Annotated in this window: 21 protein-coding genes; 3 read left to right on the top strand and 18 right to left on the bottom strand. The window is 70.8% G+C overall.

Annotated features, from left to right (window positions below):
• Positions 1–81 precede the first annotated feature (81 nt).
• Positions 82–852, top strand: coding sequence for a putative protein N(5)-glutamine methyltransferase (locus tag EP757_RS16290; protein ID WP_232050533.1), 771 nt, complete (start codon positions 82–84; stop codon positions 850–852).
• Between the two features lie 19 nt (positions 853–871).
• Complete coding sequence (locus EP757_RS16285; protein ID WP_127546977.1) at positions 872–1,687, top strand: hypothetical protein; 816 nt, start codon at positions 872–874, stop codon at positions 1,685–1,687.
• Here the strand turns inward: EP757_RS16285 and EP757_RS16280 are convergent.
• The 7 genes from EP757_RS16280 to pepN all read right to left on the bottom strand — a co-directional run bounded on the left by EP757_RS16280 (position 1,656) and on the right by pepN (position 8,722).
• Positions 1,656–2,516 (bottom strand): DegV family protein, encoded by an 861-nt coding sequence (locus EP757_RS16280; RefSeq protein ID WP_127546975.1) that lies wholly within the window; start codon positions 2,514–2,516, stop codon positions 1,656–1,658. The genes EP757_RS16285 and EP757_RS16280 overlap by 32 nt on opposite strands.
• 28 nt (positions 2,517–2,544) lie before the next feature.
• A complete protein-coding gene (locus EP757_RS16275; RefSeq protein WP_127546973.1) occupies positions 2,545–2,934 on the bottom strand; it encodes a hypothetical protein in 390 nt (129 codons plus the stop codon).
• Positions 2,935–2,969: 35 nt separating this feature from the next.
• Entirely contained in the window at positions 2,970–3,602 is a 633-nt protein-coding gene (locus EP757_RS16270) for a histidine phosphatase family protein (protein WP_127546971.1), read from the bottom strand.
• A complete protein-coding gene (rsfS, locus tag EP757_RS16265) occupies positions 3,599–4,003 on the bottom strand; it encodes a ribosome silencing factor (protein ID WP_127546969.1) in 405 nt (134 codons plus the stop codon). The genes EP757_RS16270 and rsfS overlap by 4 nt, the downstream gene beginning before the upstream one ends.
• A 40-nt stretch (positions 4,004–4,043) precedes the next feature.
• Positions 4,044–4,643 carry a nicotinate-nucleotide adenylyltransferase gene (gene nadD / locus EP757_RS16260; RefSeq protein WP_127546967.1) on the bottom strand — a complete coding sequence of 200 codons (600 nt, stop codon included), beginning with the start codon at positions 4,641–4,643 and terminating at the stop codon, positions 4,044–4,046.
• An 18-nt stretch (positions 4,644–4,661) separates the two neighbouring features.
• Positions 4,662–6,164, bottom strand: coding sequence for a PAS domain-containing hybrid sensor histidine kinase/response regulator (locus EP757_RS16255; protein WP_127546965.1), 1,503 nt, complete (start codon positions 6,162–6,164; stop codon positions 4,662–4,664).
• Positions 6,165–6,226: 62 nt separating this feature from the next.
• Entirely contained in the window at positions 6,227–8,722 is a 2,496-nt protein-coding gene (pepN, locus tag EP757_RS16250) for an aminopeptidase N (RefSeq protein ID WP_127546963.1), read from the bottom strand.
• A gap of 207 nt (positions 8,723–8,929) precedes the next feature.
• Here pepN and trpS point away from each other — a divergent pair, with 207 nt between their 5' ends.
• On the top strand, positions 8,930–9,898 hold the full coding sequence (gene trpS / locus EP757_RS16245; RefSeq protein WP_127546961.1) for a tryptophan--tRNA ligase: 969 nt from the start codon (positions 8,930–8,932) through the stop codon (positions 9,896–9,898).
• Here trpS and EP757_RS16240 read toward each other — a convergent pair.
• The 11 genes from EP757_RS16240 to EP757_RS16190 form a co-directional block, all read right to left on the bottom strand.
• Positions 9,887–10,327, bottom strand: a complete 441-nt coding sequence (locus EP757_RS16240; RefSeq protein ID WP_127546959.1) for a GNAT family N-acetyltransferase — start codon at positions 10,325–10,327, stop codon at positions 9,887–9,889. The two genes, trpS and EP757_RS16240, sit on opposite strands and share 12 nt — an antisense overlap.
• Before the next feature lie 57 nt (positions 10,328–10,384).
• Positions 10,385–11,902, bottom strand: a complete 1,518-nt coding sequence (obgE, locus tag EP757_RS16235; RefSeq protein WP_127546957.1) for a GTPase ObgE — start codon at positions 11,900–11,902, stop codon at positions 10,385–10,387.
• Between the two features lie 77 nt (positions 11,903–11,979).
• Complete coding sequence (rpmA, locus tag EP757_RS16230; RefSeq protein ID WP_127546955.1) at positions 11,980–12,237, bottom strand: 50S ribosomal protein L27; 258 nt, start codon at positions 12,235–12,237, stop codon at positions 11,980–11,982.
• Positions 12,238–12,245: 8 nt separating this feature from the next.
• Complete coding sequence (gene rplU / locus EP757_RS16225; RefSeq protein ID WP_045743411.1) at positions 12,246–12,560, bottom strand: 50S ribosomal protein L21; 315 nt, start codon at positions 12,558–12,560, stop codon at positions 12,246–12,248.
• Between the two features lie 156 nt (positions 12,561–12,716).
• Positions 12,717–13,259, bottom strand: coding sequence for a hypothetical protein (locus EP757_RS16220; protein WP_127546953.1), 543 nt, complete (start codon positions 13,257–13,259; stop codon positions 12,717–12,719).
• Positions 13,260–13,375: 116 nt separating this feature from the next.
• Complete coding sequence (locus tag EP757_RS16215; protein WP_232050532.1) at positions 13,376–16,903, bottom strand: ribonuclease E/G; 3,528 nt, start codon at positions 16,901–16,903, stop codon at positions 13,376–13,378.
• Between the two features lie 135 nt (positions 16,904–17,038).
• Entirely contained in the window at positions 17,039–17,773 is a 735-nt protein-coding gene (locus tag EP757_RS16210) for a TIGR03936 family radical SAM-associated protein (protein ID WP_127554269.1), read from the bottom strand.
• Between the two features lie 51 nt (positions 17,774–17,824).
• Complete coding sequence (locus EP757_RS16205; RefSeq protein WP_127546949.1) at positions 17,825–19,768, bottom strand: TIGR03960 family B12-binding radical SAM protein; 1,944 nt, start codon at positions 19,766–19,768, stop codon at positions 17,825–17,827.
• Between the two features lie 21 nt (positions 19,769–19,789).
• A complete protein-coding gene (locus EP757_RS16200; RefSeq protein ID WP_127546947.1) occupies positions 19,790–20,134 on the bottom strand; it encodes an STAS domain-containing protein in 345 nt (114 codons plus the stop codon).
• Positions 20,131–22,632, bottom strand: a complete 2,502-nt coding sequence (locus EP757_RS16195) for a SpoIIE family protein phosphatase (protein ID WP_232050531.1) — start codon at positions 22,630–22,632, stop codon at positions 20,131–20,133. Before EP757_RS16195 ends, EP757_RS16200 begins: the two co-directional genes overlap by 4 nt.
• Before the next feature lie 28 nt (positions 22,633–22,660).
• Positions 22,661–23,458, bottom strand: coding sequence for an alpha/beta fold hydrolase (locus EP757_RS16190; RefSeq protein ID WP_127546945.1), 798 nt, complete (start codon positions 23,456–23,458; stop codon positions 22,661–22,663).
• Positions 23,459–23,578 lie beyond the last annotated feature (120 nt).

The following is a 23,578-nucleotide window of genomic DNA, read 5'->3' as shown; positions in this document are numbered from 1 at the left end:
CCTATGAGTTCTGCCGCCATCCGGCCCGCGCCCCTGTGGACGACGCGGCGTTGTGGACAACCGCCAAGAGGACTATCGCTCGTGATATCGGACATCGTCGGCCGGCTACGCGCCGCCGGTTGCGTCTTCGCCGAGGACGAGGCCGGAGTGCTGATCGAAGCCGGCCGGCACGGCGACCTCGACGCCCTGGTCGCGCGGCGCATCGCCGGTGAGCCGCTGGAGCAGGTCGTCGGGTACGCCGACTTCTGTGGCGTCCGTGTCCGGCTGCGCCCGGGCGTCTTCGTCCCGCGGGTGCGCAGCGAGCTGCTGGTCCGCATAGCGTCGGACGAGGCCGCCGAAGCGGAAGCCGCACGAGTGGTGGATCTCTGCTGCGGCTCCGGAGCACTGGGCCTGGCCGTCCGCCACCGGGTCCCCGGCATCACGCTCGCCGCCGCCGACATCGACCCGGCGGCGGTGGCCTGTGCCCGGGACAACCTCGGTGCCGACGTCGTCCACCAGGGCGACCTCTACGACGCCCTGCCGAGCCACCTCCGCCACCGCATCGACGTGCTCATCGCCAACGTCCCCTACGTCGCCACGAAGCACATCCCCTACCTCCCGGCCGAGGCCCGTGATCACGAGCCGCGCACCGCCCTCGACGGCGGCGACGACGGACTGCGGATCTTCCGGGCGGTCGCCGGGCCGGCGCGGGGCTGGCTGGCGCCCACCGGGCTGCTCGTCTCCGAGATCACCGAGGCGCAGATCGGCAGGGCGTGCGCGATCGCCGATGAGAACGGATTGACGGCCACCATCGCCAGCGACGATGATCTCGACGCCTACGCGATCATCGCCCGGCCGGATCCGGCGCGCTAGGGCCATTCGGGAGACGGAAGTGGGCCTGTTCAGAAGGATCCTGGCACGCCGGGTGATCCGCCGTCTCCGCCGGGCGGGCGTCCGGGACGCGCGCTACGACGCGCACGCGTTCGCGATCCGGTTCCGGACTCTCGACGGCGAGCGGACGGTCCTCCAGCTGCAGCCGCTCTTCCGGCGGCGGATCCGGCGCCGGCAGCTCGACGCGTTCGTGGCCGGCCTGCTGCGTACGCCCGAGGTGCCGGAGACCTGGGCGGTCGCCGCGCCCCTGCTGCGCCCGGTCCTGCGTGGCAGCGCGCCCGGCGAGCTGCTGCGCCGGTCGGCGTTGCCGTTCCTGTCCGCGTTCGTCGTGATCGACCATCCGGAGACCATGACGTACGTGACCCCCGACCAGCTCACCGACTGGAAGGTGACGGCCGACGAGGTCTTCGACGCCGCCCTCGCCAACCTCACCGGCGCGACCCTGCACGGCTCGGCGGCCGGCCCGGTGGTGGTCCGGTTCGTCGACGACGGCAACGCGTACTGGACCTCGCACCTGCTGCTCCAAGGCTGGCTGGCCCGCCTCCAGAAGCAGGTCGGCGGCGTGCCGGTGGCGTTCGCCCCGGAGCGGGGCACGCTGCTCGTCACCGCGGACGGCAGCGAGCACCTGCCGGGGCTGTTCGCGCAGGCCGAGGCGATCTGGACCGGGTCGGCGCGGGCGCTCAGCCCGTGCGCCTACGTCAGCGACGACCAGGGGTGCGTGGTCCCCTACCCGACGCCGGCCGGCCATCCCCTCCGCCATCTGGCGAAACGGGCCGAGACGCTCCTCAAGGAACGAGAGGAGAGCGCCGGTGGATGACCACCCCGGCCAGGCCCGGACCGGTGTGCGCCGCCACGACCGCACCCACCTCGGTGAGATAGCAGTCCCGTAGCCGCTCCCCCAGCCGCACGCTGATCGCGTCGACCAGCGCGGCGGCCCGGTCGGGCGTGCCGAGGTGGTGCACCGCGATGTCGGCCTCACCGTCGCCGGCCGCCTCGACGGCCAGGTCGACGAGACGGCTCAGGGCCCGGCCCGCGGTCCGCACCTTGTCCCGGACCACGATGGCGCCGTCCGCCACGTGCAGGATCGGTTTCACCGACAGCGCCGTGCCGACCAGTGCGGACGCCGCCCCGATCCGGCCGCCCCGGCGGAGGAACTCGAGCGTGTCGACGTAGAAGAAGGTGCTCACCCGGGCGGCGTGATCGGCGGCTGCCGCCCGTACCGCCTCAAGATCTTGATTGTTGGCTGCCGCAGAAGCCGCCGCCAAGGCGGGAAAGCCCAGCCCCATCGCCGCTGTTCCGCTGTCCACGACCTGGATCTGCGGCCCGATCTCGGCGGCGGCCAGCTGCGCGGCCTCGTAGGTGCCGGACAGCTTCGCGGAGAGGTGCACCGAGACCACGCCGTCGGCGCCGGCGTCGAGGAGACGGCGGTACTCGGTGACGAACTGGGACGGTGCGGGACGGGAGGTGCTGACCGCGGCACGACGCCCGCTCAGGGCCTTGGCGACCTCGGCGGGCGAGATCTCCAGGCCTTCCAGACCGTCCCAGCCGTTGATGACGACGGTGAGCGGCACGATGGTCAGGTCATACGTGCCGCTCAGCTCGGCCGGCAGGTACGCGGTGGAGTCGGTGACGACCGCGATGGTCATGCAGGCAAGGTACTTGATGAAGCTCCGGTCAGCTGCCGGCCACGGAGGAGACCTTGAACGGCGTGCCCTGCTGGCAGGTCGTCATGAGGTCCTTGTCGGCCTTGCCGGTCACGGTGACCTGATCCCCGGCCTTCACCGAGCCCTTCTGGGCGGCGTCGTTGAAGATCAGGAGATGGCCGTCGAGGAGCAGGCAGCCGGGCTCCACGCCCTCGGTGACAGTGCCGGTCAGGGTGGTGGAGCCACCCGCGTCCTTGCTCGGCAGCGAGGGGTCCTCGACCGGGGTCGAGGGGGCGGTGGTGACTGCGGACTCGAGTGGCGCGGGGGCGCCGGGCTCGGTGCTGGTGCCGCTGTTGTTCGCGCAGCCGGCGGAGAGCGCGAGGAGCAGCGCGACGGGGACGACGCTTCGACGAATCAGCATGATGGTGAGACGGTACCGGAGCGCCGCCGGTTCCCTCAGACCGCAGGGGGAACGGGACGCTCCGCGAACACGCCGACGTTGTAGGCCGAGAGCTGCCAGGCACCGTCATCGCTCAGGGTCAGCTCCACCCAGTGACAGTTCTGCAGCGCCCGCAGCGTGCGGACCTGGGAGACCGGCCAGCCGAGCAGGTGCGCGATGCCCTGGCGGGCGGCCGCGCCGTGGGTGGCCGCCACGACGACACCGCCGGGCGCCAGCCGGGCCGCGTCCTGCAGTCCGTCGGCGACCCGCTTGCCGAGGTCGTCGAGGGTCTCCACATCACCGCCGACCACGTCGTTTCCGGCTTTCCACCGGGCGAACTCGTCCGGGCGCCGGGCCGCCACCTCGGCGGTGGTCAGACCCTGCCATGCGCCGAAGAACCGCTCCCGGAGCCGTTCGTCGTAGGTGACCGTGTGCCCGGTCCGGGCGGCCAGCGCCGCGGCGGTGTCGGCGGCCCGGCTCAGGTCGCTGGCGACGATCGCGTCCGGGCGCAGGGCGGCCAGCAGCTCGGCCGCCTCGACGGCCTGCCGGCGGCCCAGCTCGTTGAGCGGGACGTCGGTCTGCCCCTGCACGCGGGAGCCCGCGTTCCAGTCGGTGTTGCCGTGCCGCCAGACGATGAGACGGGAGGTCACGACGCTTCGGGCGCAGCCGCACCGGCATCGACCATGTCCCGGTCGACGAACGGAATGGTCGGGCAGTCCTTCCAGAGGCGGTCCAGCGAGTAGAACTCGCGCTCCTCGGTGTGCTGGATGTGCACCACGATGTCGACGTAGTCGAGCAGCACCCAGCGGCCCTGGCGCTCACCTTCGCGCCGCACCGGCTTCGCCTTCTCCGGCAGGCCGGCGAGCGCTTCCTCGACGGCGTCCACGATCGCGATCACCTGGCGCTCGTTCGACGCCGAGGCGATGACGAACGCGTCGGTGATGTAGAGCTGGTCGCCGACATCGATGATGGAGATGTCCTGCGCCTTCTTGTCCGAGGCGGCCTGAGCGGCTGCCATGGCGAGTTCGAGAGCGCGTTCGTTGACGGGCAAAAGAGTCCCTCCGGTAGGAAGAGTCAGGACCTCAAGCGTCTCACACGGGACCGGTTATCCCCGAGTCCGAATACAGGCCCCGCTTGTTGATGTACTGAACGACACCATCCGGGACCAGGTACCAAACCGGCAGGCCGGACGCCACCCGCTTGCGGCAGTCGCTCGACGAGATGGCCATGGCCGGCACCTCGACGAGGGTGACGCTGTCCTCCGGCAGGCCGGCGCCGGAGAGCTCGAAGCCGGGCCGGGTCACACCGATGAAGTGCGCCAGCTCCAGCATGGTGAGCGCGTCCTTCCACGACATGATCCGGGAGAGGGCGTCGGCGCCGGTGATGAAGTAGAGCTCGGCGGACTGCCCGTAGACGGCGCGCATGTCCCGCAGGGTGTCGACGGTGTACGTCGGCCCGTCCCGATCCATGTCGGCGCGGCTCACGTGGAACCGCGGGTTCGAGGCGGTGGCGATGACCGTCATGAGATAGCGGTCCTCGGCGGGTGAGACCCGGCCCTTCTCGTACGGCTGACCGGTCGGCACGAACATGACCTCGTCCAGGTCGAACCGTGCCTGCACCTCGCTGGCGGCGACCAGGTGGCCGTGGTGAATGGGGTCGAACGTGCCACCCATGATCCCTACGCGACGCATCCGGAAAATATAGGTGAACTAGTCGTCCAGGCGCTTACGGACGGCGGTGAGGAGGTCGTTCGCGGTGAACGGCTTCTCCAGCAGGGCCACGCCGTCCTCCAGCGTCCCCTCCGACGCGAGCACCGGCTGGGCATAACCGGACATGAAGAGCACCCGCGTCTCCGGCCGGGCCATGACCAGCCGCTCGGCCAGCTCCTTGCCCAGCATCCCGGGCATCACCACGTCGCTGACCAGCAGGTCGATGGTGCCGTCGTGCCCGGCCGCCACGTCCAGGGCCCGCTCGCCGCAGTCGGCCGAGATCACCCGGTACCCGGCGCCGGTCAGGATCCGCCCGGCCACGTCCCGCAGCGCGTCCTCGTCCTCGACGACCAGCAGGGTCTCGCCCTGTCCGTCGATCCTCACGTGCCCCGCCGCTCCGAGATCCGGAAGAGACCCGGCAGAAGCGGGCAGCAACACCGTGACGGTCGTCCCGAGACCCACCTCGCTCGTGATCGCGACCTCCCCACCGGCCTGCGTGACGATGCCGTAGACGGTGGCGAGGCCCAGCCCGGACCCCTCGGCGCTGCCCTTCGTCGTGTAGAACGGCTCGAAGGCACGGTCCAGCACGTCGGCGGCCATCCCCCGGCCGGAGTCGGTGAACCGCAGCCGGACCTGGTCGCCGGCCCGCCCGGTGTCGATCACCAGGTTGCCGCCGGACGGCATCGCGTCCCGGGCGTTGAGGGCGAGGTGGACCAGCATCTGCTCGATCTGGGCCGGATCGCAGTGCACCGCGGGCAGGCCGGGTTCCGGGCGCAGGAGCAGGCTGACCTGATCACCGACGGTCCGGTCGAGCAGCTCGCGGATCCCGGTGATCAGCGCGTTCAGGTCGACCGGCTGCGGGCGGACCACCTCGCGCCGGGCGAAGGCGAGCAACTGGTGGGTCAGGTCGGTGCCGCGCTGACCGGCCTTCACCACCTGTTTCGCGTCGGCGGCGATCATCGCGACGTCCGGGTCGGCCGACTCGGCCTCCTCGATCACGAAGTTCGCGTAGTTGAGGATCACGCCGAGCATGTTGTTGAAGTCGTGCGCGATGCCGCCGGCGAGCTGGCCCAGGCTCTCCAGCCGCTGGTTGCGGTGGGCCTGCGCCTCGGCGCGCAGCCGGACCTTCTCCTCCTCGGCGGCCAGCCGGTCGGTGATGTCACGGACCACCGCCACCGCGAACCGGCCCTGCGGCGTCACCACGATCGTGGTGGACGACTCGACCGGGAACTCGGTGCCGTCCTTGCGCCGGGCCGTCGTCGAGATCGTGCCGATCGAGCCCGGTGAGGACTCCTGCATGAGCCGCCGGCGCTCGACGAGCAGGGATCGGGCGTGATCGGTCAGCAGCACCTCGACGGTCTGCCCCACCAGCTCGTCCTTCGTCCAGCCGTAGAGCTGCTCGGCCCGATCGTTGATCAGCACGATCCGGCCGCCGTCGATGACCAGGATCGCGTCCGGCGCGGCCTGCAGCAAACCGCCGGCGAGCTCCTCGGACCACTCCACGCGTCCACCCCCGTGATTGTTCAGGCTACGAGGTCACGGGGGCGGGAACAGCGAGAATGCGATCACCCGCGGGCGGTCAGGGCCCGCCGCATGTCGTCGTCGGCGTCCAGCACGACCCGGCGCAGGATCGGGCTGAGGTCCGGCTGGGCGAGCAGGGCGGCGGCGAGCCGCCTGGTCTCTTCGGAGACGGCCACATCGGGGTACGCCGCCAGAGCCGCTTTCTCGGCGCTCATGCCACTTCGCACGCGCATCATCTCCGGCATCTCAGCGAAGTAACGCTCGGCGTAGCCGGACAGCAGTCCCAGCTGCTCGGGCTGCCAGAACCCGCTCGCGGTGAGCTCGGCCAGGCGGTTCGAGAGCCGGCCGTCGGTGACCACGGCGTTCCAGGCGCTCTCCTTGGCGGCCGGGTCGGGCAGCGCCGCACGGCAGCGGGCAGCCCACTGCTCGCCGCTGGCGCTGCGGTCCCGCTCCCGCTCCGCCTCGATCTCGTCGGCGCCGGCCGCGCCCAGCACCGCGAGGCGGTACTGGATGAGCCAGCGCAGGTCGGCGTCGACGACCAGCCCGTCCGGCACGTTCTCGCCGGTCAGCCAGCCGCGCAGCCGGGCCACGGCGGTGGTGGAGCCGATCAGTCCGCGGGCCGCCGCCAGCTGACCGGAGCTGCCCGCCGGAGAGGCGAGGAGCAGCCGCTCGGCGGCCTGGGCCACCAGCTCCAGCGCGGCCGGGCGGGTCTCCGGGGTGGCGTACCGGTCGACCAGCCCGCGAGTGGCCCGCAGCACGTCCTCGACGATCACCACCTCGGTCTCCACCGGCAGCGCCGCGAGGACCAGGGTGACCAGCTCGGCGACCGGGCGCTCGCCGTCGACGACGGCGTCCAGGGTGGCGGCCCAGATCACGGCCCGGGCCAGCGAGTCGTCGATCAAAGGCAGGAGCAGGGGTACGGCGGCAGCCGACTGCTCATCCAGGCGGACCTTCGCATACGTCAGATCGCCGTCGTTGAGCAGCAGCAGGTCCGCGGCGGGTTCGCCGGCCAGCTCGCCGATCACGGTCCGGCCGGACGCGTCCAGCTCGACGTCGATCCGCTTGCGGCGCACCACGGCGCCGCCGGCGACCTGGTCGAACAGGCCGATGCCGACCCGGTGCGGGCGCAGCGTCGGGAACGCCTCGGGGGCGGTCTGCACGATCGCCACCTCGGCGTAGTTCGCGCCGTCCCGGCTCACCTCGGCGCGCAGCGTGTTGACCTGGGCGCGGCGCAGCCACACCTCGGCCCAGCCGGACAGGTCCCGCCCGCTCGCCTTGGACAGGGCGCCGAGCAGGTCGGCCAGGGTGGCGTTGCCGTACGCATGGGTCTCGAAGTGGGCGTTGAGCCCGGCCAGGAACGCCTCGTCACCGAGCCAGGCGACCAGCTGCTTCAGTACGGCGGCGCCCTTGGCGTACGAGATCCCGTCGAAGTTGAGCAGCGCCGCGTCGGTGTCGGTCACCTCGGACGGCGCGACCGGGTGGGTGGAGGGACGCTGGTCGGCACGCAGGCCCCACGCCTTGCGCTGCATCGCGAACGTCGTCCAGGCGCCCCGGAAGCGGGTCGCCTCGGACGTCACCCGGGTCCCGAGGTACTCGGCGAACGACTCGTTCAGCCACAGGTCGTCCCACCAGGCCATCGTCACCAGGTCGCCGAACCACTGGTGGGCCATCTCGTGGGCGATCACGTTGGCCCGGTGCTCCCGCTCGCTCTCGGTGATCACCGAGCGGGGGATGTACTCGTCGCGGAAGACCACGAGGCCGGGGTACTCCATCGCGCCGAAGTTGAACTCCGGGGCGAACGCCTGCTGGTAGTGCCCGAACGGGTAGCGGATCGCGAACATCTCGTGGAACCGGTCCAGGCACTGCTTGGTGACCTCGAAGATCTCCGCGGCCTCGGCGTCCAGGTGCTCGGCGAGCGCGGCCCGGGCGTACAGGGCCAGCGGGATGCCGTCGTGCTCGTCGGTGCGCACGTGGTACTTGCCGGCGATCAGCGAAGCCAGGTACGTGGAGATCCGCTTGGTCGGCGCGAACTCCCAGCGGCCGCCGTCCCGGGCGACGAGCGTGCCGTTCGTCGCGACCGTCCAGTCCTCCGGCGCGGCGACGCTGACCTGCCAGGACGCCTTCAGGTCGGGCTGGTCGAAACAGGGCAGCACCCGGCCGCCGTTGTTGATGAACAGGTGCTGGTAGAGGTAGACGTTCCCGTCGGCCGGGTCGGTGTAGCGGTGCAGGCCCTCACCGTCGATCGAGTACCGCATCCGGGCGTCGGCGACCAGCTCGTTGCTCTCCGCCAGATCGCTGAGGTGCAGCCGGCCGTCGCGCACCGCGGACGGGTCGACGGCAACGCCGTTCAGCGTCAGCGTGACGATCTCGACCGGCTCGAACTCCAGGAACGTCGCGGCGCCGGGCCGGGCGCGGAAACGGACCACCGCGCGGGATCGGAAGGTGTCGCCGTCCCCGGTGACGTCCAGATCGACATGGTAGGTCTCGACGTCGACGAGGGACGCCCGGTCAGCGGCCTCGGCGCGGGTCAGGGTCGGCATGAAAACCATTCTGCCTGCCGGGAAACGACCCTGTTAACCTTGGGGTGTGCGCGTGATCAACCTCAGCTGGTGGCTGCCCTGACCAGGGCGGCTCACTGACACGCGCGAAACCATCCGCGACCGCCCCTCCGGGCGGTCGCTGTTCTCTTTCTGGCGGGACTCCCCGGACACGGACAGGTCACCCGAGTACCCCGGCAAGGAGATCTCATGGCAACCACCCGCCGCCTGACCGGTTTCAAGCCCACCGGTCACCTGCATCTCGGCAATCTGCTGGGCGCTCTGCGCCCGCTGATCGCCGCGCAGGACCACACCGAGTCCATCGCGATGATCGCCGACCTGCACGCCATGACCATGGAGCACGACCCGCAGCGGCTGCGCGCGCTCGCGCTGGAGACCGCGACGGTCATGCTCGCCGCCGGCGTCGATCCCGCGCGCACGCCGATCATCCTGCAATCGCAGATCCCCGAGCACACCGAGCTGCATTACCTGCTGGAGTGCGTGACCGGTTTCGGCGAGGCCTCCCGGATGATCCAGTTCAAGGAGAAGTCGGCGGCAGGCGGTCCGATCCGGCTCAGCCTGCTCACCTACCCGGTGCTGATGGCCGCGGACATCCTGCTCTACGACATCGATCAGGTGCCGGTCGGCGAGGACCAGAACCAGCACCTGGAGCTCACCAGGACACTTGCGACCCGCTTCAACGCCCGCTACGGCGACACGTTCCGGGTGCCGGCCGGCGTGCGACCGGAGGCGGCGGCCCGGATCATGGACCTCGCCGATCCGACGGTGAAGATGGGCAAGAGCAACGCGGCGGGCGCCGGCCGGATCGGCCTGCTGGATCCCCCGGAGGTGGTCCGGCGCACCGTGGCGCGTGCCGTCACCGACGAGTTCGCGCAGGTCCGCCGCCATCCGGACCAGCCCGGCGTGACCAACCTGATCGACATCCTGGCCGAGTGCACCGGGCAGCAGCCGTCCGACCCCGTCTCCTACGGCGCTCTGAAACGGGACGTCACCGACGCGATCGAGTCGCTGCTCGCGCCGATCCGGGCGCGGCACGCCGAGCTGGCGGAGGACCCGGCATACGTCCGGGAGATCTTGGCGAAGGGCGCCGCGGCCGTCCGTCCCATCGCCATGGCGACCTGCTCGGCGGCCCGCGACGCCATCGGGCTACTGCAGTAAGAGCTGAAGCTGTTTCTCGAAACAGACGTTGCCCGGGTCCCCATAGCTGGGGATCCGGGCATAACCGGACGTCAGGTAGAGGCCGATCACCGCTCGCAGGTGCGCCGCGGTCTCCAGCCGGATCACCGGGCGGCCGGCCGCGAGCGCCTCCTCCTCGAGGGCGACGATCATCTGCCGGCCCAGGCCCCGGCCGCGGTGGGCCGGGCGCACGTAGAGCCGGGTGATCTCGGCGACCCCGGTGTCCCGCGCCTGCCAGCCACCGCACGCCACGGCACGGTCGTTCACCGTGCCGATCAGATACGCGACGTCATCGTGCGGCTCGAACATCCGCTGCCCGGCGAGACCGGCGGCGGCCAACAGTTCCCGCTGCTGAGCGGTGACCAGGGCAGCCAGTTCGGGGTCCAGAGCAGGACGGTTCTCGATCAGCACGAGGGTGACTGTAGGTGATCACCCTTTCCAGCGGGTTGCCGAGAACTGGCCTATGCCCTATTCGTCGGTGTCGGTGTCGCCCTCGTCGTCATCGTCATCGTCGTTGACCAGCACCGGGACGTTCGACATCTTGATGCTGCTGACCGTGCCGTCGGCCGCCATGTGCTGCACCTCGTCCTCGGCACGGACGCGGCGGGCCTTGCGGGCGGCGAGACGCTGCGACGCGCTCGGGCGGGTGTCCAGCTCCTCCAGCCGGGAGTCGGTGCCACGCGGACCCGACACGTACTCCCCGGCGTTCGGGTGCCAGTCGAACTCGCGGGTGCCGATCCGGACCGGATCGCCGGCCTTCGCGCCCTTCTTGCCGAGCATGGTCTCGATGCCCAGCCGCTCCATGCGGTCGGCCAGGAAGCCCACCGCCTCGTCGTTGTCGAAGTTCGTCTGCCGGACCCAGCGCTCCACCTGGAGGCCGCGGATCACGAACACACCGTCCTCGTCCTGCTCGATCGTGAAGCCGGCGTCGTCGACGGCGCGCGGGCGCAGCACGATGCGGGTCGCCTCCTCGACCGGCTTCGCCGCCCGGTACTCCTTGACGAACTTCGCCAGCGCGAAGCCGAACTCACGCAGGCCCTCACGGGTCACCGCGCTCACCTCGAACACCTGGTAGCCACGCGCTTCGAGGTCGGGGCGGACCATCTCGGCGAGGTCCCGGCCATCCGGAATGTCGATCTTGTTGAGCACCACGAGCCGGGGACGATCTTCCAGGCCACCGTACGCCGCCAGCTCCGCCTCGATCGCGTCCAGGTCGGCGAGCGGGTCGCGCTCGATCTCCGGAGCCGCCGCGTCGAGCACGTGCACCAGCACCGAAGTGCGCTCGATGTGCCGCAGGAACTGCATGCCGAGGCCCTTGCCGGTGGCCGCGCCCGGGATCAGGCCGGGCACGTCGGCGATCGTGAACGTCTCCTCGCCGGCCTGCACCACGCCGAGGTTCGGCACCAGGGTGGTGAACGGGTAGTCGGCGATCTTCGGCTTGGCTGCGGACAGCACCGAGATCAGCGAGGACTTGCCGGCCGACGGGAAGCCCACCAGGCCGACGTCGGCCACGCTCTTCAGCTCGAGCACCACGTCGAAGGCGTCGCCCGGCTCACCGAGCTCGGCGAAGCCCGGCACCTTGCGGCGGTTGTTCGCCAGCGACGCGTTGCCGCGACCGCCACGGCCACCACGGGCCACCTCGAACTCGGTGCCGTTGCCGACCATGTCGGCCAGCACCTCGCCGTCCTCGGTCATCACGACAGTGCCGTTCGGCACCTTGAGGATCAGGTCCTTGCCGGTCGCGCCGTCCCGGTTCGCCCCGGCGCCGCCACCACCGTTGCTGGCCTTGATGTGCGGGTGGAAGTGGAAGTCGAGCAGCGTGTGCTGCTGCGCGTCGACGACCAGCTTGATGCTGCCGCCGTGCCCGCCGTTGCCGCCGTCGGGGCCGCCGAGCGGCTTGAACTTCTCCCGGTGCACGGAGGCACAGCCGTGCCCGCCGTCACCCGCCTGCAGATGCAGCACGACCCGGTCGACGAACGTGGTCACTTCAGCACTCCTCTTACCGGTTGGAAAACAACAGCGGGCCGCGGACCCGAGGGTCCACGGCCCGCTGTAGAGAAAAACTACTCCGCGACCGGCACGATGCTGACGGTCTTGCGGCCACGCTTCGTGCCGAAGAGCACGTTGCCGGTGGCCAGAGCGAAGAGCGTGTCGTCGCCGCCACGGCCGACCAGGTCGCCCGGGTGGAACTTCGTGCCCCGCTGACGGATCAGGATCTCGCCGGCGCTGACCAGCTGACCACCGAAACGCTTCACGCCGAGGCGCTGGGCGGCGGAGTCACGGCCGTTACGCGAGCTGGATGCACCCTTTTTATGAGCCATGGCTGCGCCTACTTCCCGCTCTTGATGCCGGTGACCTTGACGCGGGTCAGCGGCTGGCGGTGCCCCTGGCGCTTGTGGTAACCGGTCTTGTTCTTGAACTTGTGGATCCGAATCTTCGGTCCCTTGGTGTGCTCGGCAATCTCGCCGGACACCGTCACGCTGGCAAGCTTGGCCGCATCGGTCACCAGGTTGTCACCGTCGACGAGAAGCACCGCGGCCAGGGTCAGAGCATCGCCGGGCTGACCCACGAGCTTCTCGACCTCGATCACGTCGCCCTCGGCAACCTTGTACTGCTTGCCGCCGGTCTTGACGATCGCGTACATCGACGCGGACTCCCTGAGACTTGCGCAACCGGAGAGGCTGCTGGCGGATACTTCTGAGGCTCCGGCAAGCGCTCGGGAGCGCGCACGGAACGGGTGCCCGGAAAGGCACCGTCGGCAAGACTACTTCATCGCAGGCCCGAGACCCAAACCGGGCTTCTATTCGCGCCCGCAGGCCTTGTCCAGCGTGGCGTGCAGACCAGCCAGCTTCTCGTCGTCGAGCTTCTCCAGGTCACCCTTCAGCTCGGTCACTTCGTCGCCCATCGCGGCGAGAGCCTTCTTCAGACCCTTGTCGGACGCGAGCTTCGACATGTCGACCAGGGCGAAGGAGAAGTTCTCCACGTCACGCTTGGCCTTCTGCTCGGCGTCGGCCTTCGCCTGGCCGCCGGTCCTGGTCGCCTCGATCAGCAGCTTGTAGTCCTCGGCGAAGGTCTGCCCGAAGCTGGTGCTGGTCCGGCTCGCCTGCTCGCAGATGGCCTCGGTGTCGGCGGCCAGGGCCTTGTCGCCGGCCTTGCCCTTGGCGGCGGTCGTGGCGGCGGCCGCGGGGTCGGCCGACCCGCCGGTGGCGGCGGTGGTGGCCGGGGTGGCCGCCGCAGGCGCACCGGCGGCCGCCTCAGGCTCGGCGCCGGCGTCTCCGGAACAGCCACTGAGGGCCAGGAGCAGGGCGGACAGTCCCGCCGCCGCGTACAGGTGGGTGCGCATATGACTCGGTCTCCTCGGGGGACAGGGATCGATCCCGCCGAGGGTAGCCGCTGTTAAGTTTCCTTACAACTAATCGGCCGGCTGTGATGCACAGCCGGCCGATCGATCGTCGTACGTCAGGGACGAGTACGCCTGCGGGTACTGCTGCGACGGGACCGCCGCCGGGTGCCCGAGGCCGCCCCGATCGCGTCCTCGTCGTCCTCGTCGTCCTCCGCCGCGTCCGGGTCGTCCGCCCCGGCCAGCCGCATCGGCTCCGCCTCGTCGTATTCCGAGCCGTTCGTCTCCGGCCCGGTCGTCGTGTCCGGCCCGGTCGTGTTCGGCCCGGTCGTGTCCGGCCCGGTCTTCGTCTCCGGGACATCGAATCGCGACAGGTCATAGCCGCTGATGTCGTACTCGCTGCCGTCGGACGAGGTGAGCGCCGGCTTCACCGCGCGGGAGATGATCCCCGACCCGGCGACCGGCTGAACCACTGCCGGAGGCGCCTCGGCGACCTGCGCGGCGGGTCCGGTCTCGGCCTTGACCGGCGCAGCCTTGACCGGCCCTGCCTTGACCGGCCCTGCCTTGACCGGCCCTGCCTTGACCGGCTCGGTCACCACGACCAGCTCCGGCTCGATCGCCACGACCTCGGCGACCTCCACCGGCGTCACGACCTCGGCCACCGGCTCCACCTCGGCGGGAGCGGCGCTCTCGCCACCCCGGCGGCGGCGCTTGCCGGCCGGTGCCTGCTGCTGAGGCGCCGGCGCCTCGGTCCGCACCGCCGCGGCGACCGCCTTCACCTGGGTACTGGGGCCACCGCCGTTCGACCGCTTCTCCGGCACCGGCTCGGGGTGCACGATCACGCCCCGGCCCTTGCAGTGGTCACAGGTCTCGCTGAACACCTCGAGCAGGCCCGAGCCGATCCGCTTCCGGGTCATCTGCACCAGACCCAGCGATGTGATCTCGGTGACCTGGTGCTTGGTCCGGTCCCGGCCCAGGCACTCGGTCAGCCGGCGCAGCACCAGGTCGCGGTTGCTCTCCAGCACCATGTCGATGAAGTCGATCACCACGATGCCACCGAGGTCGCGCAGCCGCAGCTGACGCACGATCTCCTCGGCCGCCTCCAGGTTGTTGCGGGTGACCGTCTCTTCGAGGTTGCCGCCCGCGCCGGTGTACTTACCGGTGTTGACGTCGACGACGGTCATCGCCTCGGTCCGGTCGATCACCAGGTGACCGCCGGACGGCAGGAAGACCTTGCGGTCGAGCGCCTTCATGATCTGCTCGTCGATCCGGTACTCGGCGAACGCGTCCGCGACACCGGTGTGCCGGCGCAGCCGCTCGACCAGGTCCGGGGAGACCGACTCGAGGTATTCCTCGATCTCGCCGTATGCCTGCTCGCCCTGGACCACCAGGTCGCGGAAGTCCTCGTTGAACAGGTCGCGGACCACCCGGATGACCAGGTCGGGCTCCTCGGAGAGCGCGCGCGGCGCGTTGCCCTCGGCGGCCTTGGCCTGGATGTCCTCCCACTGGGCCTGCAGACGCTTCACGTCGCGGGCCAGCTCGTCCTCGCTGGCGCCCTCGGCCGCCGTGCGGACGATCACGCCGGCGCCGTCCGGAACCAGCTTCTTCAGGATGTCCCGGAGTCGCTTGCGCTCGTTGTCCGGCAGCTTGCGGCTGATCCCGGAGGCGTTGCCGTTCGGCACGTAGACCAGGTGCCGGCCGGAGAGCGCGATGTGGCTGGTCAGCCGGGCGCCCTTGTGGCCGATCGGGTCCTTCGTCACCTGGACCAGCACCGAGTCGCCGGAACGCAGCGCCTGCTCGATCGAGCGGGCGCGCCCCTCCAGACCGGTGGCGTCCCAGTTCACCTCGCCGGCGTAGAGCACGGCGTTGCGGCCACGGCCGACGTCGACGAACGCGGCCTCCATGCTCGGGAGCACGTTCTGCACCTTGCCGAGGTACACGTTGCCGACCATGGTGCCGGAGGTGGCCCGGGCGACGTAGTGCTCGACCAGGATGCCGTCCTCGAGGACCGCGATCTGCGTACGGTCCTGCTTCTGCCGCACCACCATGACCCGGTCCACGGCTTCCCGGCGGGCCAGGAACTCCGACTCGCTCAGGATCGGCGGACGGGTACGGCGCTGCTCACGCCCGTCGCGGCGGCGCTGGCGCTTGGCCTCCAGCCGGGTCGACCCGGAGACGCCCTGCACCTCGTCGGAGGTGCGGCGCGGCTCCCGCACCCGGACCACGGTGTGCACGCCGTCCTCGATGCCGCCGACCTCGGCGTCACCACTGGAGCCCTTGCGGCGGCGGCGGCGCCGGCGGCGGGTCACCCCGTCGCCGTCGGTCTCCTCGTCGCCTTCGTCGCTCTCGTCGGCGGAGGCCTCGGCGTCGCCCTCCTCGTCCGACTCGGATTCGGAGTCGCCTTCGTCGGCCTCGTCGGACGGGCCCTTGCCCCGGCCACGGCCACGGCGGCCACGGCGGCGGCGGCGACGGCCACCGTCCTCGTCGTCGGAATCGTCGCCTTCGCCGTCCTCGGCGTCGTCGGCGGACTCGTCCGCCTCGTCGACCACGGGCTCCTCGACGACGACGGCGACCTCGGCGGGCTCCTCGGCCCCACCGCGGCGGCGGCGACGGGAACGGCGGGTGCCCTCGACCGGCGCCTCGGCGGCGGTCTCTTCGGCGGGGGTCTCCTCGACGCCCTCGGCAGCGGCCACGGCGGGCGCCTCGGCCTGCGCGGCAGCGCCACGGCGGCGACGCGAGCCGGTGGTCGGCGCGGCCTCGGCGGGCTGCGCCTCGACGGCCGGAACGGCGGCCTCGACGCTGCCACGACGGCGTGTGGCAGGGGTGGCCTGTGTCGCCTCGGACGGGTCCGGCGGCATGAACAGCACGGCCGGCGGCAGGGCGGCACGGCGAGCCCGCGACGGGCCGGCCGGCTGCTCCTCCACGAAGTCGTCATCGAGCGGCAGGATCCCGACGACCGGAACCCCTGCCGTCCGCGCGGCCGAGGCAGCCTCGATCGCGGCGTCCGCGATCAGCTCTTCCTCGGTCTCCTCCTGGTCGGCCTCGGCAGCGACAGGCTCCGCGACGGCCGGGACTTCCACGACAGGAGCCTCGACGACCGGCTCGGGGGTGGCGGCGACGGCCTTGCGGCGGCTGCGAGTGGCCTTCTTCACCGGAGCCGGAGCCTCGGCCTCGACCGGGGCCGGAGCCTCGGTCGCGGCCACCTCGGCAGTAGCGCCGGGCTCAGCCGAGGACGCGGCAGGCTCAGCAGTCTCAGCGGCCGGAGCAGCAACCTTGCGGCGGCTGCGAGTGGCCTTCTTCACGGGAGCCGGAGTCTCGGCCACCTCAGCAGCAGGACCGGGCTCAGCCGAGGACGCGGCAGGCTCGGTCTCAGCGGCCGGAGCAGCAACCTTGCGGCGGCTGCGAGTGGCCTTCTTCACCGGAGCCGGAGCTTCGGTCGCGGCCACCTCGGCAGAAGCGCCGGGCTCAGCCGAGGACGCGGCTGCGTCGGTGGCTGCCTCCGGCGGAGGTGCTGCCGCCTTGCGACGCGGCGCGCGCGTCCGGCGCGCAGGGGTGGTGCCTGTGGCGGTATCAGCGGGCGGAGGAACTGCTCCGTCCCGTTCACCGCCCGGTTCTCCCAGGTTAACTGGGGGCTCGTTATCGAGCATGGGGCGCTCTCCAGTTCTCGGCGACCCCGGGCGCGGGTAAGCGCTGCCACGCAGGATCGCTGCAAAAGTGTTCCGGGCCCGGCCGAGTCCGAACGGGCTGCCGAAGTCTGCCAACGAACGCCGACCGGAATCCGGTCAGCGTCCTCCGATGCCGGCGCCCTCGCGATCCGCGTCCAACGGATCGACGATATCCCCCTGCGCGGTGAGTGTGCCCTGGGCCAGCCGGGTGACCCTCGGGGGGACCGGCGGCTCCAGGCCGGCCACCACGCGCAGGCCGGAAAGGACGTCATCGGGCCGAACGGCGGGCGTTACCTGCCGTACGACAAGGTCGATTATCGCACACGGTACGCCCACGGCCCCGGAAGGTAGGTCTGCCGCTTCCGTCACGGTGCACGAAGCGACCGCGGCGCGGGCGTCGAAGGAGCGACGCCCCTGCTTGGTCATGCGTTCCACCAGCACTTCTTCGGCACCGAGGAAGGCCGCGACGGCATCGATCGCCGTTTTCTCCTCGATCTGAGGAAGCTCGATCCGCCACCGCGAGGCGTCGATCCGGTCGGCGAGGCTGCCCTCGGACGCGATCACCGCCTCCAGGATGTCGAGTCCCGGGGAGAGCGCCGCGTCGAGGGCGACCCGCAGCTGCTCCGGGTCGACCGGGGCCTGCAGGCCGATCTCCAGGTATTCCGCCTCGCTGCCGACACCGGTGGGCGCGGCCGACGCGTACGAGATCTTGGGGTGCGGGGTGAAGCCCTGGGAATAGGCGATGGGCACCGCCGCGCGCCGCAGGGCGCGCTCGAATGCGCGGGCGAAGTCCCGGTGCGAGGTGAAACGCAGCGGTCCGCGCTTCGCGTAACGAAGGCGGATCCGCTGCACTACCGGGGCCTGACCGCCCACAGGTTGGTTCTTCGGGGGAATGACCTTCTCCTAAGCGGGGACCCGCAGGTTGTTCACCGGGGTCAGAGGAAGCAGCTTCTTGCCGGTGGGACCGATCTGGATCTCGGTGTCCATCGCCGGGCAGACACCGCAGTCGAAGCACGGCGTCCAGCGGCAGTCGTCCTGCTCGTACTCGCTCATCGAGTCCTGCCAGTCCTGCCAGAGCCAGTCCTTGTCCAGACCGGAGTCCAGGTGGTCCCAGGGCAGGACCTCGAGCTCCTCGCGCTCCCGCGTGGTGAACCAGTCGAGGTCGACGCCGAGCTCGGGGAGCACCTCGTCGGCGGCCTCGATCCAGCGGGCGTACGAGAAGTGCTCCGACCAGCCGTCGAACCGGCCGCCCTTCTCCCACACCCGGCGGATGACCTGGCCGACCCGGCGGTCACCGCGGGACAGCAGTCCTTCGATCAGCGACGGCTCGCCGTCGTGGTACCGGAAGCCGATCGCGCGACCCAGCGAGCGGTCGCTGTTGATGGCCTGCTTGAGCATCTTGAGGCGGCCGTCGATGACCTCCGGCCGGTCCATCGCCGCCCACTGGAACGGGGTGTGCGGCTTCGGCACGAAACCGCCGATCGAGACGGTGCAGCGGATGTCCTTGGTGCCGGCGGCCTCCCGACCGGCCCGGATCACCTCGTGCGCCATGTCGGCGATCTCCAGGACGTCCTCGTCGGTCTCGCTGGGCAGGCCGCACATGAAGTACAGCTTGACCTGCCGCCAGCCGTTCGAGTACGCCGTGACGACCGTGCGGATCAGGTCCTCCTTGGTCACCATCTTGTTGATGACCTTGCGGATCCGCTCCGAGCCGCCCTCCGGCGCGAAGGTGAGACCGGTACGCCGGCCGTTGCGGGACAGCTCCTGCGCCAGGTCGATGTTGAAGGCGTCGACCCGGGTGGACGGCAGCGACAGTGACACGTTGGTGTCGGCGTACTGCTCGGCGAGGCCGGAGCACATGTCGCCGATCTCGGAGTGGTCGGCGCTGGAGAGCGAGAGCAGGCCGACCTCGTTGAAGCCGGAGAACTCCAGGCCCTCCTTGACCATCTGGCCGACCGTGGTGATCGACCGCTCCCGCACCGGGCGGGTGATCATGCCGGCCTGGCAGAACCGGCAGCCACGGGTGCAGCCGCGGAAGATCTCCACGGCGTAGCGCTCGTGGACCGTCTCGGCGAGCGGCACGAGGGGCTTCTTCGGGTACGGCCAGGCGTCGAGGTCCATCGTGGTCCGCTTGGCGACCCGGAACGGGACGTCCGGCCGGTTCGGCACGACACGCTGGATGCGGCCGTCCGGCAGGTAGTCCACGTCGTAGAAACGGGGAACGTAGATGCTCTCGGTCCGGGCGAGACGCAGCAGCAGCTCGTCGCGGCCACCCGGGCGGCCCTCGGCCTTCCACTCCCGGATGATCCCGGTGATCTCCAGGACCGCTTCCTCGCCGTCACCGAGCACGGCGGCGTCGATGAAGTCGGCGATCGGCTCCGGGTTGAACGCCGCGTGCCCGCCGGCCAGCACGACCGGGTCGTCCTCGGTGCGGTCCGCGCTGTTCAGCGGGATGCCGGCCAGGTCGAGGGCGCTGAGCAGGTTGGTGTAGCCCAGCTCGGTCGCGAACGAGACGCCGAACATGTCGAACGCCTTCACCGGCCGGTGCGCGTCGACGGTGAACTGCGGGACGCCGTTCTCCTTCATCAGCGCCTCGAGGTCGGGCCAGACCGCGTACGTCCGCTCGGCGAGCACGTCGGGCTGCTCGTTCAGAACCTCGTACAGAATCTGGACGCCCTGGTTGGGCAGACCCACCTCGTAGGCGTCCGGGTACATCAGCGCCCACCGGACGACGGTCTCGTCCCAGTCCTTGACGACGGCGCCGAGCTCGCCGCCCACGTACTGGATCGGTTTGCTGACCCGGGGCAACAACTGCTCGAGCTGCGGGAAGACGGAACTGACGCTCATGGGTCTCCAGGGTACGCGAGACTACCGACCCAACTCCGCCGCGGCCCGTTCCAGGTCGGTCGAGAGCAGGTCGGTCCGGAACGAACAGAGCTGCAGGGTCATCCGGGCGGCCCCGCGCTCCCCCACCACCAGCTTGATCGGCTTCCCCCGATCGTCCAGGTCGCCGACGATCAGGTCGAGCAGCCGGACCCCGGCGCTGTCCAGGAACGAGACGGCGGTCAGGTCGATCAGCACGGCGTCCGCCTCGGTGGTGTGCGCCACGATGGCCCGCCCGATGTCGTTGGCGTTCGCCAGGTCGATCTCACCCTTGAGGTGAACCAGCTCGGCGATCCCGTGCTGGGAGAAACTCACCCACTGATCGGTCATACCCCACCCCCTCCGCGGTGCCGGCGCATCGTCACCGTCGTTCCCTCGCCACGGTCGAAGAAGACCTCGTCCATGGAGTCCTCGATCAGCTGCAGCCCGCGGCCGCGAGCGAAGTCGGCGCCCGGTCCCCGCCAGCTGCCCCGGTCGCTGACCCGGACCTCCACGGCGTCGGCGCTGACCGTCGCCGAGACGTCGACGACCCCGAACGGGTCATCCCGGTAACCGTGCTCGATGGCGTTCGCGACCGCCTCCGAGCAGGCCAGCAGGACCGCGTTCACGCAGTCCTGGTCGACGGCGTGGCCGACCAGCCAGCCGCGCAGGTCGGCACGGAGCAGCGAGATCTGCAGCGGGTCGGCGCCGATCGAGCGCTCCAGCCGCTCCTCGGTGCCGAGCGTGAGGCAGAGCAGGCAGACGTCGTCGGCGTGGTCCCGGCCGACCAGGGTGTCGGCGAGACCCGCGGTCAGGCCCTTGAGCGGCGCGTCGCGGCGGCGTGCGTACTCCCGGGCGAGGATCTCGAAGCCCCGGTCGATCGGGCGGCCCCGGCGCTCGACCAGGCCGTCGGTGTAGAGCAGCAGCCGGCTGCCGGCGGCCAGACGCACCTTGTGCTCGGTGCGGCGGCGGTCACCGGCCCGCGAGCCGATCGGCGCCGACCGGGCCTGCAGGAGGTACTGCGGGGAGCCGGCCGGCTCGTGCAGCAGCGGCGGGAGATGACCGGCGCAGGCGTACGCCAGCTCGCTACTGTGAAGATCGATCTCGCCGTACACGACCGTCGCCATCCGGGCGGACTCGACGCGCTCGCAGAACCGGTCCAGCTGCTCCAGCAGACGGGCCGGCCCGTGCTCGGCGGAGGCGAGCGCCCGGATCGCGCTGCGCAGCTGGCCCATCGTGGTGGCCGCGTCGATGCCCCGGCCGACCACGTCACCGACCACCACGGCCAGCTTGTGCGGGCTGATCAGGAACGCGTCGAACCAGTCTCCGCCGACCTCGAGGTCCTGCGCGGCGGCCTGGTAGTAGGTCTCCACCGCGAACCGCGGGTCGCCACCGGGCACGTCCGCCGCGAGCAGGCTGCGCTGCAGCGTCCGGGCGATGGCCCGCTCCTGCTCGTAGAGGCGGGCGTTCTCCAGCGCCAGCCCGGCCCGGTCGGCCAGGTCGATCAGGAAGAGCTTCTCGGCCTCGGCGCCCCGGCGGTCGGCGGCCATCCGCAGCGCCAGCGTGCCGAGCACCTTGCCCCGGGCGGTCAGCGGCAGCACCGTGCAGCCGAGGCCGTCGCCCTCCACCGCGAAGATCGGCTCGGCCTTGGCCGTCACGTCGGCGATCCGGCCGGCGAGCAGCTCGGCGTCCGGCGGCGGGCCACCGGCGTCCTCGAGCAGGCCGGCCGGGCCGACCTGCAGCTTCACCGCGGCCCAGTCGGCGATCTCCGGGACCACCCGTTCGACCAGGCGGCGAGCACGCTGCAGCAGCCGGTGCTCCTCGTCCAGCGACCGGGTCGTCCGGGCCAGGAAGCTCGCCCGCTCTTCGCGGCGGCGGGCGTCGTCGTAGAGCCGGGCCCGGTCCAGCGCCTGGCCGGCCTGCTGGCCGAGCAGGCGGATGACCCGCAGTTCGCCGTCGGTCAGAGCGCGCTCCTCGCGGAAGCTGAACGCCAGCACACCGAGCACCTGGACGGCCTGCTCATCGCCGGCGCCGGTGGTGAGCGGCAGCAGGACCACCGAGGCCCGCCCGGAACGGCGCATCGACTCGGCCAGGTCCGGGAAGTGCTCGTCCGCCTCGGCGAGCGAGCCGATCACGTGCAGGTCGCCGCGCCGGGCGACGGCGGCCACCGCGCGCGACGACGAGTACGGCATGTCGTCCCAGTTGCCGGTGGTCGGATCGGTGGAGGAGACCGCCACCAGCTGGTCGCGTTCCAGATCCACCAGGTAGATGCTGCTGCTGGCAGCCTCGAACGCCGGCTCCGGCGCGCGGACCACCGCCTCGGCCACCTCGGCTTCGGTCGGCGCGGCCGACAGATCGGCCACTATCCGCTGCAGGACCCGGACGCGCTGCTCGGACAGCTCCGCCTCGCGGCGGGCGGCGAGCAGCTCGCGTTCGTAGCTGCGCCGCTCGGTCGCGTTGAAGACCATCGTGCGGATGATCCGCGGCGCGCCGCCGGTCCCGCGTTCCAGGACCGAGTTCACCAGCACGGGCAGTCGCCGCCCGTCCTCGCCGACCACCTCCAGGGCGATCTCGTGCACCTCGTTCTGCATCGTCAGCAACGGTGCGTAATGAGTCTCGTGATAGATCTTGTCACCTGCTGTGAGCAGGTCACGGAACCGTCGGTGACCGATCAGCGCGGCTCGCGTGTAACCCGTCCATGCCAGGAACGTCTCGTTGACCCGGACGATGGTGCCGTCCGGCAGCGTCGTGAGGTAGCCGCACGGCGCGTGCTCATAGAGGTCTTCCGGATCGTCGTCCCAGGGCAGTCGCAACTCGCTCGTCACGTCCGGCCCACCAGTCTCACTCACACCCAGCTCCGCCGATCATGCCCGCTGTCTACAACCAGGACTTGATGGCGTCAACCGTTTCCTGTGGAGCGCTGAGATTCGGACAGTGACCGGTCGCGTTCAGTGACAGGAACGTGCTGTCCGGAGTGTGCTTGTGGACGTACTCACCGACCACCGTGGGCGCGATGACGTCGTCGGAGCACTGGAGGATCAGCGACGGCACCCGGGACCTCGGCAGATCGGTCCGGTTGTCGGAGAGGAACGTGACCCGGGCGAACTTCTTGGCGATCTCCGGGTCGGTCCGGCAGAAGCTGTTGGTCAGCTCCTCGCCGAGCTCCGGGCGGTCCGGGTTACCCATGATCACCGGGGCCATGGCGCTGGACCAGCCGAGGTAGTTGCTGTCCAGCGACTCCAGCATCTCCTCGATGTCGGAGCGGCCGAACCCGCCGTGGTAACCGTCGGTGTCGTCGTTGATGTAGCGAGGCGACGGCCCGATCATGACGACGCCGGCGAAGCGCTCGGGCTCCCGGTTCGCGGCGAGCAGGCCGATCATCGAGCTCACCGAGTGGCCGACGAAGACGACGTCGCGCAGGTCGTGCTCGTGAATGATCTCGAGGATGTCCTCGGCGTAGCCGTCGAGGCTGGAGTAGCGGTCGTCCCGGTAGGCCGACAGGTCCGACTTGCCGTTGCCGACGTGGTCGAAGAGCACGATCCGGTACGTGTCGGCGAAGGCGGGGGTGACGAAACGCCACATGTTCTGGTCACAGCCGTATCCGTGGGCGAACAGCATGGGGCGGCCGGACTCGGCCCCGCTGAAGGTCACGGCGTTTCTCTGCGTGGTGCTCATGCGCAACAAACCCTCCGGGCGTGCGGGTGGTCGGTGTGCGAACGAGCAATTCTCAACCTGACCTCAGGCCTGTGACTGCCGGGCCGTTGTCCGGCGCCGGCTGGCGAGGCCCTCGTCACG

Origin of the sequence: Actinoplanes sp. OR16, assembly GCF_004001265.1 — a bacterium.
Classification (GTDB): domain Bacteria; phylum Actinomycetota; class Actinomycetes; order Mycobacteriales; family Micromonosporaceae; genus Actinoplanes.
The sequence above is the reverse complement of the archived record's forward strand: the minus strand, read 5'-3'. Positions and strand labels throughout refer to the sequence as shown.